A 17,740-nucleotide genomic window follows, 5' to 3' on the forward strand; every position below is an offset into this window, starting at 1 on the left:
GGGGGGGCGTGGGTTGGCCCGGGTTGGCGTCGCTCACCCCGCGCTGGGGGTGATCCGGCCGTCGCTGTGGCCGCGCGGTTTGCCGCGCACACAGCGACACGGACACACCGGTGCGAAAGGCCCCTCAGAACTCCTCGTGGACCTCGGGATCCCCGCCGAACCGTTGCCGCGGCCCGGCCGAGATGCGGGCCAGCTCGTCCGCCGTCAGCTCGAACCCGAACAGGTCCAGGTTCTCGCGCTGCCGTCCCGGATCGGCCGACTTGGGGATCGGTACGGCACCCAGCTGGGTGTGCCAGCGCAGCACGGCCTGAGCAGGAGTCACGCCATGCGCATCGGCGACGGCGACCAGCTCCGGGGCGGCCGGCAGATCGCGCCCGCGGCCGAGCGGACTCCAGCTCTCCGTGACGATGCCCTTGGCGGCGTGCGCGGACCGCAGTTCGTCCTGCGGCAGGCGCGGGTGCATCTCGATCTGGTTGACGGCCGGCAGCACCCCCGTCTCCTGCTCCAGCCGGTCGATCTGGGCCGCGGTGAAGTTGGAGACGCCGATCGAGCGCGCCAGACCGTCCTCACGGAGCCGGATCAGCGCCTTCCAGGTGTCGACGTACAGATCGAGCCGGGGCAACGGCCAGTGGATGAGATACAGATCCACGTACTCCAGCCCGAGTTTGCGCCGCGACTCCTCGAACGACGCCAGCGTCGGCTCGTAACCGTGATGCCGGCCCGGGACCTTGGTGGTGACGAAGACATCCTCCCTCCGCACGCCGCTGCGGGCGATCCCGCGGCCGGTACCGGTCTCGTTGCCGTAGCTCAGTGCGGTGTCGACGAGCCGGTAGCCGAGGCCCAGGGCCCCGGCGACGGCCTTCTCCGCCGCGGCGTCGCCCAACGGCCAGGTGCCGAGTCCGACGGCGGGAATGGCGCGGCCGTCGTTCAGGGTGTGAACCGGGGTCTCGGTCATGATCTCCCTTTTCGTTCGGAAACCTCACCGGCCAGGGTAGGGCGGACCGGGGTGCGAGGCATGGACCCCGCGGGTGAGCCCGGATCACAGCCCCACGGGCCTGCGCAGTTGGGTGATGACCTCGTCGCCCCGGTCGTGGCCGCAGCACCGCCGGATCAGGCCGAGGACCGGGAGACCGGCCGGCGGGTTGCCGCTGCGAAGCCGGGTCAAGCGGCGTGGCCCCCGTCCACCGTCACCTCCGTACCCGTGATGTACGCCGCCTCGTCACTGGCCAAGTAGGCGATCAGGGACGCCACTTCGTCCACGGTGGCGAACCGGTCCAGTGCGATCGCGGAGAGCTGTCCGGCGGCGAGCGGGCCGTCGGCCGGGTTGAGGTCCGTGTCGACCGGACCCGGCTGGACCAGGTTGACCGTGATGCCGCGCGGGCCGAGTTCCCGGGCGAGCGGCTTGGTGAGGCCGGCCAGCGCCGACTTGCTCATCGTGTAGAGGGTGGAGCCGGGACCGCCCGCGTGCCGGCTGAGAGCCGTGCCGAGGGAGATGATGCGGCCACCGTTCCCCATCAGCCCCGCCGCCGCGCGGCAGGTCAGGAAGACCGCCCGTACGTTGACCGCGAGCACCCGGTCGACGTCGGCGGGGGTGAGGGTTTCGATGGGGCCGAGGACGCCGATGCCCGCGTTGTTGACCAGGATGTCGAGCCGGCCGAGCGCGTCGGCGGCACGGTGCACGGCTGCCGGGGCGGCATCCGGGTCGGCCGAGTCGGCGCGCAGGGCGATTCCGCGACGGCCGTACGACTGGATCTTCTTGACGACCGCCTGCGCGCCGTCCTCGTCCCGCACGTATGTCAGCGCCACATCGGCACCGTCCCGGGCCAGCCGCAGCGCGGTCGCGGCACCGATGCCCCGGCTGCCGCCGGTGACGAGTGCGGCCCTGTCCGAGCCGGTGGTCGTGGTGGTGGTCATGGTCATGGTGGGTCTCCTGGTCCGTGAAGCCGGGTCCTGTGCGGCGTCGGTTCCTGCGACGCCCGGGTCTTTCGCCCGGGTCTTTCGACATGGACAAGGAAAGATCTTCTGTGTGGCGGAAACCGGCGGGAATCGGACGCACACCCCGATGTGCCCGGGGGCGGGGGTTTTTGCGGGTGGACCGATGAGTTCCGGGCGAGAGCGAGGTCTTTCGGCCCCTCAGCCGGAGGCGTAGCGCATCGCCAGCGCGAGTACAGTCGCGGCGACCGCGGCCCTCAACTCGGGTGGGCCCAGTACCTCGGCATCCTCGCCCAGGGCCAGGAACACGCCGTGGGCATGGTCGAGCGACTCGATGGGCAGCACCGCGCGGATCCAGCCGTCCGGATCCGGCGTTCCGCTGTCGGCCAGTGCCCGGGCCGCCGCTCCCATGAGGCGTGACGCGGCGTGCGGTGCGATGCGTACCAGTGCCTCCGCCTGATGGAGACGGGCATGGAAGTCCGCCTGATGGCGCTCCCAGTGTCCGGCAAGGTCGAAGTTCTCGGGAGGGGTGAACTTCTCGTCGAGGACGGTGAGCCGGAGGATCTGGTCGACCCGGTACGTACGCGGTCCCGGCCCGGCGACGACGTACCAGCGTCCTGCCTTGAGTACCAGCCCGTACGGCTCCAGCCGCCGGTCGATATCGGTCGACTGCTGCCAGCGGCGATAGCGGACATCGAGGACCCGGCTGTGCCACACCGCGTCGGCGACCTGCTGGAGGTACGGGGTCTCCTCGTCCTGCGCGTACCAGCCGGGCGCGTCGAGATGGAAGCGGGCGCGCATCCGGTCGGCCTGCTCGCGGAGTTCGGGCGGCAGCGCCGCGCACAGTTTGAGCTGGGCCGCCGCCAGGGACGCGCCGAGGCCGAGATCCGCCACGGGCCCGGGCAGGGTGCGGTTCATCTGGTCAGGGATCACTGCGGAGTCGGCCCGCTGGGAGCAGGCGTTCTCCCTGGACGGCGGCGAGAACTGGCTGACCAACTGGATCATGGAGCTGGCGCGGCGCTGACACCGACGGCGAAGCACGGGACGACGGATGAGACGGGTATTCCCCGGGCCGGGCACTGCCCGGTACGGTGATCGTTCCGCGTGTGAGCCGCCGAGTCTCCACAGCGTTCCCGCATCGTTCCCGCCGTGGAGAGCCAGGAGGCCGGCGGCCGCCTCGACCACGGTCCGGAGCCGGACGGGGGCTTCGGCATCTGGGCCTGGCTGCCGTGGTCGCCCTGATCGCCGGACGGTCCGGGGCGGACGCAAGGATTCCCGGCGCATCCGGTGTCCGGACCTGACCACGGTTGGCGTCATGACCGCCCCGACCCCCATGGGTCCCGTGGCGCAGCCCGTCCGGCTGCTCATCGTCGACGACGACCCGCTCGTACGGGCCGGTCTCACTCTCATGCTCGGCGGCGCCGACGACATCGACATCGTGGGGGAGGCGGCCGACGGCTCCGAGGTCGCGGATCTCGTCGACCGGCTCCGCCCCGATGTGGTGCTGATGGACATCCGGATGCCGACCATGGACGGGCTGACGGCTACGGAGGCACTGCGGACCCGTCCCGATGCTCCGGAGATCATCGTCCTGACGACGTTCCACGCCGACGAACAGGTGCTGCGGGCCATCCGCGCCGGAGCCGTCGGCTTTGTCCTGAAGGACACCGTTCCTAACCAGTGCGCATGAGTGAGTCCTGGACCCACTGATGTGTACTGGGCGCATCCCGAACGGTGTTGGATGCGCTGGGTTGCCGCTTTCTCGTCCCGTTCGGCGGCACGCCTCCAGGGGCGTGATCCGTTGCGGGTGGGCGGGTTCCCTCACGCCCCCGGGTGCCGAACCCGGCCTGGACGGTCCGATGCCCCGCACGATCACTCCGGTCGTGTGGGGGCGGTGCCGTCCGACGCCGGACCCGGTGCCCGAGGGCGCGTCGTCCGATCGCGATGCCCGCGGCATCATGACGAGACATTCTGCGGTGCGGGGTGGCCAGTGGCTTCTGCCAGTGCTGGGCACCCCACAGGGAGGTGTAGGCGGGGTCGACCGCGACAATACTCAGGCCCTGTTCGGCTGCCATGGAAACGAGCCGGGCCTTGAGTTTGCCGGTCGGGATACCGGAGATCAGCTGCCGGAACCGCTTTTTGCGGCCATGTTTCTCACGGGTCTTCTCGGCGGTGAAGTCGAGGTCTTCGATGCCGATTGCGGCGACCCCGATGTGCTTGGCCCAGTTGATGAGGCGGGTCAGTGCGTGGCGAATCTGGGCGTCGCGGTGACCGGCGGTGCCGGACAGGTCGTAGCCGAAGCGGTGCGGGTCGCCGATGGGGTTGCCGTGTGGGTCGAGGTGGTAGGCGGCGAAGTGGTCGGCGTTGGTGTCGACACCGATCACACCGAGGGCGCGGGCGGCCTCCAATGGGATGGTCCGGACGATGGGGCGTTGCCAGGATGCGGTGAGGTACCAGCGGCGGCGGTCCACGTCGAGGTGGATTCGGTAGGCGACAGCCCGGTTCGTGGTGACGCGGTCGGCCCACTCCTGGCCCCGGTGCGCGAACCCGATACGGGTGGCGAGGATGTACCGGCCGTGCCGGGCATTGGCCAGGTGTGCGAGCGGGGCGGGCAGCTTGATGGACACTTCGCCATCCGGGGTGACGCGGATGGTCTCGTTCCCGAACCGCTTCCCCGACTCACCATCAGCAGCGATGAACCAGCGCTCCGCCTCCCAGCGTTCCCGCCACTGCTCTTCGGTGAGCCGGGCGTCGGCGAGGTGGTGGCGGGTGTTCAGGAGACGTCTGCTGCCGCGCACCACACTCACCCGTCCGGCTTGCCGGTCGGCGACAACGGCCGCATGCCGTGCCTCCAGTGCAGCGAGGCGACGGGACTTGCGAAACCACTCACCCCTGGAGCGGTAGCCGCCCGCAGCCTGCTTCGTTCCTCGCTCACCGATCGGGAGGGACAGGCGGTGCCGCAGCGTCCTGATCCCGGCCTCCAGCGTCTGGATGTGCACGGCCTGGCAACGGCGCGCAAGCGCCCACTGATCGTGCGTGGCCTTGGTAATCGCACCCGCGATCCGCGACGACGACTGTGCCGTCAGGTCCCGCTTACGCGACGCCCAACTGTCCGCACCGTGGTCCAGACCGTCCGCACAACGGGCCCTGAGATCACACGGGAAGCGAGCGCCCCCTGATGCTCACCGACCAGGCGGAGCACGTTCTCGTCCTGGGGCGTGAGGTGCTTGAGGCGGTCCCGGATCGCCACCCCGCACGGCCCGGGCACCACGAACGGCGCCGCCAACTCCCGCAAACCACCCACCACAACACCCCCTCCCCAAGACTGGAAACCTGCCACCCAGCCCAACGAGCAGCAACCGCCAAGGTCACCCATTCGGCCCCAGAACCCCCGTTCCCACCACCACGCACCCACCGACAGGACTCACTCCCACTCACTACAACGCACTTCAACTCAGCAAACCGACAGCAGCTCGCAACCCCTCCGGCCCGGATCGTCGACTCGGTGCGGCGGGTGGCGGCCGGTGATCCGGTGCTGTCGCCCGCGGTGACCCGCAGGCTGATGGCCCACGCCGCCGGGACCGGGCCCGGGGGCGGCCGGGACGGCCGGGTGGACCGCGCCGACCGCGCACGACGGCGGATCGCCACGCTCGCCGACCGGGAACGTGAGGTGGCGATCGCCGTCGGACGCGGCCGTTCCAACGCCGAGATCGCCGCCACGCTCTATCTGAGCGTGGCGACCGTGAAGACGCAGGTGTCCCGCATCCTGGCCAGATTCGATTTCAACAACCGTGTCCAGATCGCACTGTTGGTGCACGACGCGGGCCTGCTGGACGACGAAGGCGCAGATCCGGCGACATAGGATGAACCGGTCGATCGCGAGCGATCGAGCCGATCAGACCGGGAGGGGCGATCCCATGTCCGATGCCAGTAGTCACGTCGATGTCGATCTGCGCGGGGTCAAGGACTTCACCGCGAATCCCTATCCGTACTACGAGAAGCTGCGTGCCGCAGGTCCCGTGCACACCGTCCGCACCGACGAATTCGAGCGGATCTGGCTCGTGGTCGGGTACGACGAGGGCCGCGCGGCCCTCGCCGACCAGCGGTTCGGCAAGGAGTGGCGGGGGCTGGTGGACCGGCCCGAGGGGAACGATCCGATCTTCGCCAACATGCTGGAGCTGGACGCACCCCATCACACGCGGCTGCGCAAGCTCGTCACGCGGGAGTTCACCGCACGCCGGGTCGAGGCCCTGCGCCCGCGCGTCCAGCAGATCACCGATGAGCTCCTCGACGCGATGGTGCCCGCCGGGCACGCCGATCTCGTGGACGCGCTCGCCTTCCCGCTGCCGATGACCGTCATCTGCGAACTGATCGGTGTGCCGGACCTGGACCGGAACACCTTCCGCAGACTGTCGAACGACGTCGTCACCCCGGCCACGCCGGAGCAGGAGCACGAGGCGGTGGCCGGCATGGGCGCGTACCTCGCCGAGCTCATCGAGGACAAGCGGTGCTCGCCGGGTGACGACCTGATGAGCGCCCTGGTCAGGGCGCGTGACGAGGAGGGGGACGGGCTGTCGCCCGACGAGCTCGTGGGCATGGCCTTCCTGCTGCTCGTCGCCGGCCATGAGACCACGGTCAACCTGATCTCCAACGGGGTGCGGGCATTGCTCCACCACCCGGACCAACTGGCCGAGCTTCGCGCGGACTTCGGCCTGATCGACGGCGCGGTCGAGGAGATGCTGCGCTACGACGGACCGGTGGAGACCGCCACGTTCCGCTACCTCCGCGAACCGGTCGAGATCGGGCAGAGGGTCATTCCGGCGGGCGAGCCGGTTCTGATCTCCCTGGCGGGCGCCGACCGCGACCCCGGCCGCTACCCGGAACCCGACCGCTTCGACATCCGCCGCGACGCCCAGGGGCATCTGGCCTTCGGGCACGGAGTGCACTTCTGCCTGGGTGCGCCGCTGGCCCGGATGGAGGGCCGGATCGCGATCCGTACGCTCCTGGAGCGGTGCCCCGGTCTCGCACCGGACGCGGACGCCGGGGAGTCGGACTGGGTCCCGGGGATACTGATCCGTGGGGTGCGGGAGTTGCCCGTCCGCTGGTGAGGTAAGAAGCTCTGTCATGACCGGACTTGATTTGCAGATGGCACAGAAGGTCCTCGACAGCCAGCCGTTCAGCGGGCTCGTCGGGGCGCGGATCACCTCCTTCGGGGACGGCGCCGCCACACTCGAAGTGGACATTCGTCAGGAACTCCAGCAGCAGAACGGCTTTCTGCACGGCGGAGTCCTGGCCTACGCCGCCGACAACTCGATCACCTTCGCCGCCGGGACGACCCTCGGCCCGGCCGTGCTGACCGGCGGTTTCTCCATCCAGTACATACGGCCCGCCACCGGCCGCACGCTCATCGCCCACGCCGATGTCGTGCACACCGGCCGCCGTCAGGCCGTGGTCCGCTGCGAGCTGTTCGCCGCGGGGGAGGACGGAGCGAAGACGCTCTGCGCGGTCGCCCAGGGGACCGTACTGTCCGCCACACCGTCCTGAAGTGCCTTGACCGCCCCCCCCCGGCGGCCGGGCAACAGCAGTTCATCGCGCGGCGCGAGCGCCGGACCGGACGGCTGCTCCGTCGGCGATCTCCGCGATCTCCACGGGGCGCCGCTCCCGGCGGGACACCTCGCACGCCTCCGCGATCAGCAGCGCGTACCACGCTTCCCGGCCGTCGCACGGATTGGGCAGCTCGCCCCGCACCACCCGTACGAACGCGTCCAGTTCCGCCTCGTACGCCGGGGCGAACCGCTCCAGGAAGCCCGGCCAGGGGCTGAGCGGTGCGGCGGGGCCCTGCGGCTCCGCCGAGGTGACCGGCGTTCGGTCGTCCAGGCCGACCGTGATCTGGTCCAGCTCGCCCGCCAGTTCCATCCGTACGTCATAACCGGCGCCGTTGCAGCGGGTGGCCGTCGCCGTGGCCAGGGTGCCGTCGTCGAGGGTCAGCAGGGCCGCAGCCGTGTCGACGTCGCCGGCCGCCCGGAACATCGCGGGCCCGGCATCCGATCCGGTGGCGTACACCTCGGTCACCTCGCGGCCCGTCACCCATCGCAGCATGTCGAAGTCATGGACCAGACAGTCCCGGTACAGCCCCCCGGAGAGCGGCAGATACGCGGCGGGCGGCGGTGCGGGGTCCAGGGTCATCGCCCGTACGGTGTGCAGCCTGCCCAGCGTTCCTGCCCGCACGGCGGCGCGCGCCGCCTTGTACCCCGCGTCGAACCTGCGCATGAAGCCCAGCTGGAGGATGCTCCCCGCCCTCTCGACCTCGCACAGCGCGTCCAGTGTCCCCGGCAGGTCCAGTGCGATCGGTTTCTCGCAGAACGCGGGCAGTCCCGCCCGTGCGGCCCGCCCGATCAGTTCCGCGTGCGCCGAAGTGGCCGAGGCGATCACCACGGCGTCCACCCCCGCGTCCAACATCTCGGCGACGCCGACCGCGGCCGTCGCGCCGATGCGGTCCGCGACCTCGGCGGCCCGCGCCCGGTCGGTGTCCGTCACCACCAGGGCGTCCACCTCAAGATGGCGGGCCAGCACGCCCGCGTGGAAGGAACCGATCCGGCCGGTGCCGATGAGTCCGATACGCATGGACCCAACGTGCCGCCCACCGACTGCTCTGTCAACTATATGTCCTGACAAAGTGCGGATTTGTTCGGTGTTCATGCTGTCCGGACAACAGAACGACCTGACTACCGGAGGTTCTGACGTGAGGGATACCCTCCACGCGTGCCCAAACCCACCACCGATCCGGCCGCACTCGAACTCGGCGTGGACCGCTCCAGCCCGGTTCCCCTCTACTACCAGCTGGCCCAGCAGCTGGAAGCGGCCATCGAGCAGGGCCGGCTCGCCCCCGGCAGCCTCCTCGGCAACGAGATCGAACTCGCGGCCCGGCTCGGCCTGTCCCGGCCCACCGTCCGTCAGGCCATCCAGTCACTGGTCGACAAGGGGCTGATGGTCCGTCGCCGCGGCGTCGGCACCCAGGTCGTGCACAGCAGGGTCAGGCGCCCGCTCGAACTGAGCAGCCTGTACGACGACCTGGAGGCCGCGGGCGGGCACCCCACGACCCGCGTCCTGCGCAACACCGTCGAGCCCGCCGACGCCTCGGTCGCCGACGCACTCTCAGTCGCGGAGGGCGCCGACGTACACCTCGTCGAGCGGCTGCGGTACGCGCACGACGAGCCGCTGGCACTCCTGCGCAACCACCTGCCCCTCGGGATCGTCGACCTGGACACCGGACGGCTGGAAACCACCGGCCTCTACCGGATGATGCGCGGTGCGGGCATCACCCTGCACAGTGCCCGCCAGACCGTCGGCGCCCGGCTCGCCACCGCCGACGAGGCGGCCTCACTCGCCGAGGCCGAGGGGGCCGCGCTGCTGACGATGGAGCGCACCACCTTCGACGACACCGGGCGGGCGGTCGAGTTCGGCTCCCACATCTACCGGGCCTCGCGCTACTCCTTCGATTTCCAGCTGCTCGTACGCTGACGACGGCCACGGGGCCCGTTGACGTCCAAGGCGCCCACCGCTAGAACTGCCGCCAGCCGCATTCGGGCGGCGGGGAGAGAGGGCGGACCCACGATGCGCAGCTTTCGCAAGTCAGCAATCCTGATCGCCACGGCCGCCATCGGCATCGGCCTCACCGTCACCGGATGCAGCAGCTCCGGCGGCAAGAGCGCCGAGGACAAGCCCCGGGATGCAAGCGGCAGCGGGGGCAAGGCGGTCTCCACTCCCCGGATGAAGATCGCGATGGTCACGCACTCCGGGGAGGGCGACACCTTCTGGGACATCGTGCAGAGCGGCGCGAAACAGGCGGCGGCCAAGGACAACGTCGAGTTCCTGTACTCGGCGAACAAGGAGGGCAAGGAACAGGCCCAGCTCGTCCAGGCCGCCATCGACCAGAAGGTCGACGGCATCGTTGTCACCCTCGCCAAGCCGGAAGCGGTCAAGGACGTCGTCGCCAAGGCCGTGCGGGCCGGCATACCTGTCGTGACCATCAACTCGGGTGCGCAGTTCTCCAAGGAGATCGGCGCGCTCGGGCACATCGGGCAGGACGAGAAGGTCGCGGGCGAGGCCGTCGGCGAGGAGCTCGACGAGCGGGGCCGCAAGAAGGCCGTCTGCGTCATCCACGAGCAGGGCAATGTGTCGCTGGAGGAGCGCTGCGCAGGTGTGCGCAAGACCTTCAGCGGCACCGTCGAGAACCTCAACGTGGAGGGCACCAACATGCCCGCCTCCACCTCCTCGATCGAAGCGAAGCTCCAGGCCGACAAGGGCATCGACGCGATCGTCACCCTGGGCGCGCCCTTCGCCGCCGCCTCCGTCAAGGCCAAGGAAGGCTCCGGCAGCGGGGCGGAGGTCGACACATTCGATCTGAACGCCGAGGTCGTCAAGCGGCTGAAGGCCGAGGAGGTCGGCTTCGCCGTCGACCAGCAGCCCTACCTCCAGGGCTATCTCGCCATCGACGAACTGTGGCTGAACAAGACCAACGGAAACGTCATCGGCGGCGGGAAGCCGGTGCTCACCGGCCCGGCGATCGTCACCGCCGACGACGTGCCGCAGCTGGAGAAATACACCGCGCGCGGCACCCGATGAGCGTCCCGCGCGCCGCTGTGCACACCCGGTGCCGGCACACGTGCCCCGCCCCTGCCGGGCGGCGCCGTCGGCGGCTCGGGGATACTTGGCCAGTCGGGCAGGGTGTGAACCGTCCCCGGCCCCACCAAGCAGCACAGCGAGCAGCACAAGAAGGGCACGGCGTCGTGGCAAGGGTTCGGACAGGGGTACGTGCGATGGGCGCCGTGCTTGCGGCGGTGCTCGGGGCTTCCCTCGTGGGATGCAGCAGCACCGGTGGCAAGCGGGCGGAGGAGCGCGCGGCCCGGGCCGCCGCCGAGAGCCGGTCCGCGGTGAACACGCCCCGCTGGACCTTCGCCATGGTCACCCACTCGGGCGACGGCGACACCTTCTGGGACATCGTCCAGCGGGGCGCCGAGCAGGCGGCCGTCAAGGACAACATCAAGTTCCTGTACTCGCACAACGACGAGGCGCAGCAGCAGGCCCAGCTCGTCCAGGCCGCCATCGACCAGAAGGTCGACGGGCTGATCGTCACACTCGCCAAGCCCGACGCGATGAAGGACGTCGTCGCCAAGGCCACCAGGGCCGGTATCCCGGTGATCACGGTGAATTCGGGCTCCGCGGAGTCCAAGCAGTTCGGCGCGCTCACGCATATCGGCCAGGACGAGTCGATCGCGGGTGAGGCCGTCGGCGACGAGCTCAACGCGCGGGGCCGCAAGAAGGCCCTGTGCATCCTGCACGAGCAGGGCAACGTCGGCCACGAGCAGCGCTGCGCCGGAGCGAAGAAGTCGTTCGACGGGCAGATGCAGAACCTGTACGTCGAAGGCACCAACATGCCCGACGTCCAGGCGTCCATCGAGGCCAAGCTCCAGGCCGACAAGAACATCGACGCGGTCGTCACCCTCGGGGCGCCGTTCGCGGACGCCGCCGTCAAGGCGAAGAAGACCGCGGGCAGCAAGGCCGAGATCGACACCTTCGACCTGAACGCCAAGGTCGCCACGGCGCTCCAGGACAAGACCCTCGGCTTCGCGGTCGACCAGCAGCCCTACCTTCAGGGCTACGAGGCCGTGGACCTGCTCTGGCTGTACCGCTTCAACGGCAATGTGCTCGGCGGTGGACGCCCGGTCCTCACCGGCCCGCAGATCATCACCTCGAAGGACGCCGCCGAGCTGGCGGAATACACGAAGCGGGGGACCCGATGAGCACGGTTGCAGGGCCATCCTCCCCGGCCGGGGCCGACGAGCGGCTGCTGCGCACCTCTCCGCTGCGCAAACTGCTCGGCCGCCCCGAGCTCGGCTCGGTGGTCGGTGCCGCGGCCGTCTTCATCTTCTTCTCGATCGTCGCCGACAGCTTCCTGCGCGCCTCAAGCTTCGGCACGGTGCTGTACGCGGCCTCGACCATCGGGATCATGGCCGCGCCCGTGGCGCTGCTGATGATCGGCGGCGAGTTCGACCTCTCCGCCGGTGTGCTGGTCACCAGCTCCGCGCTGATCTCGTCGATGTTCAGCTATCAGATGACGGCCAACGTCTGGGTCGGCGTCTTTGTGTCGCTGCTGGTCACGCTGGCCATCGGGGCGTTCAACGGCTTCATGCTGACCCGTACCAAACTGCCGAGCTTCATCATCACGCTCGGTACGTTCCTGATGCTGACCGGCCTCAATCTGGGCTTCACCAAGCTGATCAGCGGGACCGTGTCGACGAAGTCCATTGCCGACATGGAGGGCTTCGACTCGGCCCGGCAGGTCTTCGCCTCGCAGTGGACCATCGGCGGCGTCGAGCTGAAGGTCACCATTCTGTGGTGGGCCGTGCTCGTCGCGATCGCCACCTGGATCCTGCTCCGCACCCGCTTCGGCAACTGGATCTTCGCGGTCGGCGGCGAGGCCGACGCGGCCCGCGCGGTCGGCGTCCCGGTGATCCGTACCAAGATCGGGCTCTACCTCGGGGTCGCCTTCGCCGCCTGGGTCTCCGGGCAGCATCTGCTGTTCTCGTTCGACGTGGTGCAGTCCGGCGAGGGCGTCGGCAACGAGCTGATCTACATCATCGCGGCCGTCATCGGCGGCTGCCTGATCACCGGCGGCTACGGCTCCGCGATCGGCTCCGCGGTCGGTGCCTTCATCTTCGGCATGACCAGCAAGGGCATCGTGTACGCGGAGTGGAACCCGGACTGGTTCAAGTTCTTCCTCGGAGCCATGCTGCTCCTGGCCACCCTGCTCAACGCATGGGTACGCAAGCGCGCGGAGGCGACGAAATGACGGCCCCCCAGGCACCGGCCGACCGGGAGACGTCCCACCGGGCGCTCGTCGAGCTGGATCACGTCAGCAAGTTCTACGGCAACATCAAGGCCCTGACGGACGTCTCGCTGGAGGTGCACGCGGGGGAGATCTCCTGTGTCCTCGGCGACAACGGCGCCGGCAAGTCCACCCTGATCAAGATCATCGCTGGGCTGCACCGGCACGACGCGGGGACCTTCCTCATCGAGGGCGAGGAGACCACCCTCGCCAACCCGCGCGACGCCCTCGACCGGGGCATCGCCACGGTCTACCAGGACCTGGCCGTCGTCCCCCTGATGCCGGTCTGGCGGAACTTCTTCCTCGGCTCCGAGCCGACCACCGGCGCGGGCCCCTTCAAGCGCCTCGACGTGCGGCTGATGCGCGAGACGACCCGCTCCGAGCTGCTGCGCATGGGCATCGACCTGCGCGACGTCGACCAGCCGATCGGGACGCTCTCCGGCGGCGAGCGCCAGTGCGTCGCCATCGCGCGGGCCGTCTACTTCGGCGCCAAGGTCCTCGTCCTGGACGAGCCCACCGCCGCGCTCGGCGTCAAGCAGTCCGGGGTCGTCCTCAAGTACGTCGCGGCCGCCCGCGACGCGGGTCTCGGCGTGGTCCTCATCACGCACAACCCGCACCATGCGTATCTCGTCGGTGACCGGTTCGTCCTGCTCAAGCGGGGCGCCATGTCCGGCAGTCACACCAAGGCGAGCATCACTCTGGACGAGCTGACCCGCCAGATGGCGGGCGGCAGCGAGCTGGAGGAGCTCAGCCACGAGCTGGAGCGGGCCCCGGGCCCGACCCATCTGGGCGGCCACCCGGTCGCCGACGACCCCCAGTAGTACCGGGCCGGTACCGGCCCTCAAGAACCCGGTCCGCCAGCCGCGGTGCCCCGGCAGTGGCAGAATCGAGCCCGACGGGCGCAGTCCGCCGCCGGGAGCACCGCCCCCGGCCCCCCAGACCCCGCAGGGACGATGAGCACGTACCGCGACTTCACACACCGCGGCTCCGCCCGCGCCACCGTCCTGCGGACCGTAGGCACCCGGGAGCGGCGCTCGCACCTCACGGCGCCGCGGGTACCCACCGTCGGCATCGACATCGGGGGCACGAAGGTGATGGCCGGCGTCGTCGACGCCGACGGCAACATCCTGGAGCAGCTGCGCACCGAGACGCCGGACAAGTCCAAGAGCCCCAAGGTCGTCGAGGACACCATCGTCGAGCTGGTCCTGGACCTCTCCGACCGGCACGATGTGCACGCCGTCGGCATCGGGGCGGCCGGCTGGGTCGACGCGGACCGCTCCAAGGTGCTCTTCGCCCCGCACCTCGCCTGGCGCGACGAACCGCTGCGCGACGCCCTCGCCTCCCGCCTCGTCGTCCCCGTCATGGTCGACAACGACGCCAACACCGCCGCCTGGGCGGAGTGGCGCTTCGGAGCGGGCCGCGGCGAGGACCACCTCGTCATGATCACACTCGGTACCGGCATCGGCGGCGCGATCCTGGAGGACGGTCAGGTCAAGCGCGGCAAATACGGCGTCGCCGGTGAGTTCGGCCACATGCAGGTGGTGCCCGGCGGGCACCGCTGCCCCTGCGGGAACCGCGGCTGCTGGGAGCAGTACAGCTCCGGCAACGCCCTGGTCCGCGAGGCCAAGGAGCTGGCCGCGGCCGACTCCCCGGTGGCACACGGCATCATCGAGCGGGTCAAGGGGAACATCCCCGACATCACCGGACCCCTCATCACCGAACTGGCCCGTGAGGGCGATGCGATGTGCATCGAGCTCCTCCAGGACATCGGCCAGTGGCTCGGCGTCGGCATCGCCAATCTGGCCGCCGCGCTCGACCCCTCCTGCTTCGTCATCGGAGGCGGCGTCAGCGCCGCCGACGACCTGCTGATCGGCCCCGCAAGGGATGCCTTCAAGCGCCACCTCACAGGCCGTGGCTACCGCCCCGAGGCCCGGATCGCAAAGGCGCAGCTCGGCCCGGAGGCAGGTATGGTCGGCGCCGCCGACCTGGCCAGGCTGGTGGCCCGCAGATTCCGCCGTACCAACCGTCGCCGCGTCGAGCGGTACGAGCGGTACGCGCAGATCTACGACCAGGCCGCGAGCACCATCCGTAACACGCGCAACACTCGCACCTCCTAGGGATCACCACAGACATGACCGCAGCCGAGCACCCCGTCCTGCCGCGCCAGTCCTCGCCGCCCGACGACGACAAGCCGCCGCAGGACCGGCGCCGGGTGATCCGCCGCCGCCTGATCACGGCGACGATCATCGTGCTGCTCATCGGTATTCCGGCCGGCTATCTGCTGATCTCCGCGGGGCAGAGCCGCCGCTCCGGCCAGAACAAGGAGGCCGAGGCATCCGCGCAGGGGCTCAGGGAGGGCTGGCCGTCCCGCATGCAGCGCCGGATCTTCGAGCTGCCGATGCCCGGCAACGCCCTGGACGTGCAGTACTACGAGACCAACAACTGGAAGGCCAGCCGGCTGTACGTGCAGTTCCGCACCACGTCCGCCGGGCTCGACCGGTTCCTGAGCCGGCTGGGCAGCGGCCGCGCCGCCCTGGAGACCGGCGAGGTCAGCATCGGCGACCGCGACCAGGAGATCTCGGGCTGGAGCTTCGGCCCCGGCGTCGAGTGGGCGGGCACCACGCACACCAACAAGGACCCGCGGCCCACCCAGGACATCACCGTGAACATGTCCGATCCGATGAACCCGGTCGTATACGTCGTGTCTGCGGCGACCCCCTGACCGGAAGCCGGCGGACCGCTCACCGACCTGGAGCAGGTGAGCGACGCCAGTGACCTTCGTCCTGGGCGGAGTCCCCGGATCCCCGGCGCAACGCGCGGACCCACGCGAGGGCCCTGTGACCGTCGGCTCGCGTGTGTGCCGGCGCAGTTGTCCCTCGCGCGGGCGGTCTCGGAGGCCGCTTCGACCGCCTCCGCACGGGAGTTGGCAATGAACCACCTGCCCTGCCTGCCCAGCAGGTCGAGCAGGTGCTCGGCGAGCGTGACGGGAGCCTCGGCGGCGAAGAGGTGCGACACGTTGCCGAACTGCGCGATCCGGGCGGAGACGGCGGATGTCACGGCGGGGTGGGACGGGCGAGCGTGTTGATGGCGATCCTGCAGGCGAAGTGTGTGAACGCACGCCGGGATTCGCGTCACACCGTGCGGCTCCCGCTCCGCCGTGGCATCGGGGGCGGGGTGCCGTAGGTGCCCGTCAGCACGGCCCTTCGGCAGTGCGTGAGCGGCGCGTCGGCCGCTGCGGTCGTACAGTGCTGCTGTCGTGGTCCGGGCTGTTGTCGGGAACCACGGTGGTGCCGGGGCTGGTTTCGCCGAGGACACCTCGCAGCACCGCGTGCGGTACGCGGCCGTCGAGCACGTGCGCCTTGCGCACGCCGCCGCGGACGGCCCGCAGACAGCCTTCCATCTTCGGCAGCATCCCGCTCGCCAGCCCCGGCAGCAGCCCTTCCAGCGCATCGGCTGTCAGGTGCTCGATCACCTCGGTGCTGTGCGGCCAGTTCGCGTACAGCCCCTCCACATCGGTGAGCATGACCAGCCGCTCGGCGTCGAGGGCCACGGCCAGGGCGGACGCCGCGAGATCGGCGTTGACGTTGTAGACCTGTCCGTCCTCGCCGCGTGCCACGGGGGAGACCACAGGGATGTGCCCCTGCTCCAGGAGCGTGCGCACCATGCCCGGGTTCACGTCCACGATGTCGCCGACGAGACCGATGTCCACCGGACGGCCGTCCACCCAGGCCGGCCGCCGCACCGCGGTCATCGTGTGTGCGTCCTCGCCCGTCATGCCCACGGCGAAGGGCCCGTGAGCGTTGATGTGGCTGACCAGCTCACGCTGGACCCGGCCGCTCAGCACCATGCGCACCACCCTCATGGTCTCCGGCGTGGTCACCCGCAGGCCCGCCTCGAAGCGGGATTCCAGGCCGAGGCGGTCGAGCATCGCGCTGATCTGCGGCCCGCCCCCGTGTACGACGACCGGGCGCAGGCCCGTGTGCCACAGCTCCACGACGTCCCGGGCGAACGTCCGTTGCAGGCTCGCGTCCACCATGGCGTTGCCGCCGAACTTGACGACGACGGCACTGCCCCGCAGTTCCTCCGGCCGGAGAAGTGACCCGGTGAACGGATCTGCGTCCGCGCGCTCTGTGACGACCGGTCTCATGTCTGCCCCCACCCTGTTCGCGAGCTGTACGCGCTGTTCTCGGGGACGTAGGAGACGGTGTGATCATTCGTCCGTGTGTCTGCCTCGGAGCGCCCGCGAGGTGGTCCGTTCTTCGGCTCCCCTTGCAGGACGAGACCGCGCAGCAGGCCGTCCGTCATGCAGACCATGCCGCTGCGTGCGGCCCAGCGAAGCGCCAAGGTGTGTTCCTCGGTGGAGAAGTCGGCCACCGCGTCGGCGACGACGAATGGCTGGATGTCGTTCATGAACGCGTCTGCCGCGGTCAGTAGGACGCCGAGGTGCGCGTACACCCCGCAGATGATCAGCTGGTCGCGGCCCTGCGAACGCAGCAGCCTGCCGAGATGGCTGCGCAGGAAGGCGTTGTGGCGCACATTCGCCAGCAGATGCTCACCGGGGCGAGGTGTGAGGGGTGCGACGATCGCGGCGGCGTCCGGCTCGTCCCCGATGCCCGGACCCCACATGTCGGCGACGAGCCCGCGCTGTCCCGGCGGCTGTCCGGCCGGCTCCGCACTGAAGACGACCGGCATGCCCAGGGTCTGTGCGCGTCGCCGCAGCGCCGCGATGTTGTCGACGAGTTCCACCACGGGGGAACGTCCCGCCGGGAACGCGCCGACGAAGTGATTCTGCATGTCGTGGACCAGCAGCGCGGCGCGTGCCGGATCGATCCTCCAGGAGACATGCGACCGGGGGAGGGCGGTGCGGTCCGGCATCGGGTAGGACTCGATGGCGGGTGAGCCCATGGGTGATCTCCCTCC

16 protein-coding genes and 3 pseudogenes are annotated in these 17,740 nt (G+C 70.1%); 11 read left to right on the forward strand and 8 right to left on the reverse strand.

The features are described from left to right. Positions 1-124: 124 nt before the first annotated feature. The 4 genes from ACFVYE_RS04550 to ACFVYE_RS04565 form a co-directional block, all read right to left on the reverse strand. Entirely contained in the window at positions 125-955 is an 831-nt protein-coding gene (locus ACFVYE_RS04550; RefSeq protein ID WP_383959158.1) for an aldo/keto reductase, read from the reverse strand. An 84-nt stretch (positions 956-1,039) separates the two neighbouring features. Beyond that, entirely contained in the window at positions 1,040-1,165 is a 126-nt protein-coding gene (locus ACFVYE_RS04555; RefSeq protein WP_383959156.1) for a hypothetical protein, read from the reverse strand. Further along, a complete protein-coding gene (locus tag ACFVYE_RS04560) occupies positions 1,162-1,920 on the reverse strand; it encodes an SDR family NAD(P)-dependent oxidoreductase (protein ID WP_383959154.1) in 759 nt (252 codons plus the stop codon). The genes ACFVYE_RS04555 and ACFVYE_RS04560 overlap by 4 nt, the downstream gene beginning before the upstream one ends. 213 nt (positions 1,921-2,133) lie before the next feature. Then, positions 2,134-2,850: a helix-turn-helix transcriptional regulator gene (locus ACFVYE_RS04565; RefSeq protein WP_389604035.1), complete on the reverse strand. Its 717-nt coding sequence runs from the start codon at positions 2,848-2,850 to the stop codon at positions 2,134-2,136. A 397-nt stretch (positions 2,851-3,247) separates the two neighbouring features. Between ACFVYE_RS04565 and ACFVYE_RS04570 the strand changes: the two are divergent. Continuing rightward, positions 3,248-3,607 (forward strand): annotated as a pseudogene (locus tag ACFVYE_RS04570) (response regulator transcription factor); the annotation flags it as partial. Here the strand turns inward: ACFVYE_RS04570 and ACFVYE_RS04575 are convergent. Then, positions 3,606-5,236: pseudogene (locus ACFVYE_RS04575) on the reverse strand (IS200/IS605 family accessory protein TnpB-related protein). The pseudogenes ACFVYE_RS04570 and ACFVYE_RS04575 overlap by 2 nt on opposite strands. A gap of 171 nt (positions 5,237-5,407) precedes the next feature. On the opposite strand from ACFVYE_RS04575, the pseudogene ACFVYE_RS04580 reads away from it, so the two are divergent. The 3 genes and pseudogenes from ACFVYE_RS04580 to ACFVYE_RS04590 form a co-directional block, all read left to right on the forward strand. Further along, positions 5,408-5,794, forward strand: a pseudogene (locus ACFVYE_RS04580) (response regulator transcription factor); the annotation flags it as partial. A 55-nt stretch (positions 5,795-5,849) separates the two neighbouring features. Next, on the forward strand, positions 5,850-7,040 hold the full coding sequence (locus tag ACFVYE_RS04585; protein WP_383959150.1) for a cytochrome P450: 1,191 nt from the start codon (positions 5,850-5,852) through the stop codon (positions 7,038-7,040). Between the two features lie 16 nt (positions 7,041-7,056). Beyond that, complete coding sequence (locus tag ACFVYE_RS04590) at positions 7,057-7,476, forward strand: PaaI family thioesterase (RefSeq protein WP_383959148.1); 420 nt, start codon at positions 7,057-7,059, stop codon at positions 7,474-7,476. Between the two features lie 42 nt (positions 7,477-7,518). On the opposite strand, the gene ACFVYE_RS04595 is transcribed toward ACFVYE_RS04590, so the two are convergent. After that, complete coding sequence (locus ACFVYE_RS04595; protein WP_389604037.1) at positions 7,519-8,556, reverse strand: Gfo/Idh/MocA family oxidoreductase; 1,038 nt, start codon at positions 8,554-8,556, stop codon at positions 7,519-7,521. 138 nt (positions 8,557-8,694) lie between these two features. On the opposite strand from ACFVYE_RS04595, the gene ACFVYE_RS04600 reads away from it, so the two are divergent. The 7 genes from ACFVYE_RS04600 (at position 8,695) to ACFVYE_RS04630 (ending at position 15,542) form a co-directional block, all read left to right on the forward strand. Beyond that, complete coding sequence (locus ACFVYE_RS04600) at positions 8,695-9,453, forward strand: GntR family transcriptional regulator (protein WP_383959144.1); 759 nt, start codon at positions 8,695-8,697, stop codon at positions 9,451-9,453. Positions 9,454-9,546: 93 nt separating this feature from the next. Beyond that, complete coding sequence (locus tag ACFVYE_RS04605) at positions 9,547-10,557, forward strand: sugar ABC transporter substrate-binding protein (RefSeq protein WP_383959143.1); 1,011 nt, start codon at positions 9,547-9,549, stop codon at positions 10,555-10,557. A gap of 194 nt (positions 10,558-10,751) precedes the next feature. Beyond that, complete coding sequence (locus ACFVYE_RS04610) at positions 10,752-11,735, forward strand: sugar ABC transporter substrate-binding protein (protein WP_389604040.1); 984 nt, start codon at positions 10,752-10,754, stop codon at positions 11,733-11,735. Beyond that, positions 11,732-12,784, forward strand: coding sequence for an ABC transporter permease (locus ACFVYE_RS04615; RefSeq protein ID WP_383959139.1), 1,053 nt, complete (start codon positions 11,732-11,734; stop codon positions 12,782-12,784). Before ACFVYE_RS04610 ends, ACFVYE_RS04615 begins: the two co-directional genes overlap by 4 nt. Next, a complete protein-coding gene (locus ACFVYE_RS04620) occupies positions 12,781-13,641 on the forward strand; it encodes an ATP-binding cassette domain-containing protein (protein ID WP_327272037.1) in 861 nt (286 codons plus the stop codon). The genes ACFVYE_RS04615 and ACFVYE_RS04620 overlap by 4 nt, the downstream gene beginning before the upstream one ends. Positions 13,642-13,773: 132 nt before the next feature. Beyond that, positions 13,774-14,937, forward strand: a complete 1,164-nt coding sequence (locus ACFVYE_RS04625) for an ROK family glucokinase (RefSeq protein WP_327272036.1) — start codon at positions 13,774-13,776, stop codon at positions 14,935-14,937. A 14-nt stretch (positions 14,938-14,951) separates the two neighbouring features. Continuing rightward, positions 14,952-15,542: a hypothetical protein gene (locus tag ACFVYE_RS04630; RefSeq protein ID WP_383959136.1), complete on the forward strand. Its 591-nt coding sequence runs from the start codon at positions 14,952-14,954 to the stop codon at positions 15,540-15,542. Positions 15,543-16,010: 468 nt separating this feature from the next. On the opposite strand, the gene argB is transcribed toward ACFVYE_RS04630, so the two are convergent. Both argB and ACFVYE_RS04640 read right to left on the reverse strand, forming a co-directional pair. Further along, positions 16,011-16,967 (reverse strand): acetylglutamate kinase, encoded by a 957-nt coding sequence (gene argB / locus ACFVYE_RS04635; protein ID WP_389604043.1) that lies wholly within the window; start codon positions 16,965-16,967, stop codon positions 16,011-16,013. Further along, the gene (locus tag ACFVYE_RS04640) at positions 16,964-17,725 is read right to left on the reverse strand and encodes an isochorismatase family protein (RefSeq protein WP_383959132.1); all 762 of its coding nucleotides are present in this window, start codon (positions 17,723-17,725) and stop codon (positions 16,964-16,966) included. Before ACFVYE_RS04640 ends, argB begins: the two co-directional genes overlap by 4 nt. Positions 17,726-17,740: the final 15 nt, after the last annotated feature.

This window comes from Streptomyces sp. NPDC058239, from assembly GCF_042882185.1.
Classification (GTDB): domain Bacteria; phylum Actinomycetota; class Actinomycetes; order Streptomycetales; family Streptomycetaceae; genus Streptomyces.

What these genes read in the sequence shown, in the direction of transcription:
- ACFVYE_RS04550 (WP_383959158.1), bottom strand. Translation starts at nt 955, where the DNA reads ATGACCGAGACCCCGGTTCACACCCTGAACGACGGCCGCGCCATTCCC.
- ACFVYE_RS04560 (WP_383959154.1), bottom strand. Translation starts at nt 1,920, where the DNA reads ATGACCATGACCACCACCACGACCACCGGCTCGGACAGGGCCGCACTC.
- ACFVYE_RS04565 (WP_389604035.1), bottom strand. Translation starts at nt 2,850, where the DNA reads ATGAACCGCACCCTGCCCGGGCCCGTGGCGGATCTCGGCCTCGGCGCG.
- ACFVYE_RS04585 (WP_383959150.1), top strand. Translation starts at nt 5,850, where the DNA reads ATGTCCGATGCCAGTAGTCACGTCGATGTCGATCTGCGCGGGGTCAAG.
- ACFVYE_RS04590 (WP_383959148.1), top strand. Translation starts at nt 7,057, where the DNA reads ATGACCGGACTTGATTTGCAGATGGCACAGAAGGTCCTCGACAGCCAG.
- ACFVYE_RS04595 (WP_389604037.1), bottom strand. Translation starts at nt 8,556, where the DNA reads ATGCGTATCGGACTCATCGGCACCGGCCGGATCGGTTCCTTCCACGCG.
- ACFVYE_RS04605 (WP_383959143.1), top strand. Translation starts at nt 9,547, where the DNA reads ATGCGCAGCTTTCGCAAGTCAGCAATCCTGATCGCCACGGCCGCCATC.
- ACFVYE_RS04610 (WP_389604040.1), top strand. Translation starts at nt 10,752, where the DNA reads ATGGGCGCCGTGCTTGCGGCGGTGCTCGGGGCTTCCCTCGTGGGATGC.
- ACFVYE_RS04615 (WP_383959139.1), top strand. Translation starts at nt 11,732, where the DNA reads ATGAGCACGGTTGCAGGGCCATCCTCCCCGGCCGGGGCCGACGAGCGG.
- ACFVYE_RS04620 (WP_327272037.1), top strand. Translation starts at nt 12,781, where the DNA reads ATGACGGCCCCCCAGGCACCGGCCGACCGGGAGACGTCCCACCGGGCG.
- ACFVYE_RS04625 (WP_327272036.1), top strand. Translation starts at nt 13,774, where the DNA reads ATGAGCACGTACCGCGACTTCACACACCGCGGCTCCGCCCGCGCCACC.
- ACFVYE_RS04630 (WP_383959136.1), top strand. Translation starts at nt 14,952, where the DNA reads ATGACCGCAGCCGAGCACCCCGTCCTGCCGCGCCAGTCCTCGCCGCCC.
- argB (WP_389604043.1), bottom strand. Translation starts at nt 16,967, where the DNA reads ATGAGACCGGTCGTCACAGAGCGCGCGGACGCAGATCCGTTCACCGGG.
- ACFVYE_RS04640 (WP_383959132.1), bottom strand. Translation starts at nt 17,725, where the DNA reads ATGGGCTCACCCGCCATCGAGTCCTACCCGATGCCGGACCGCACCGCC.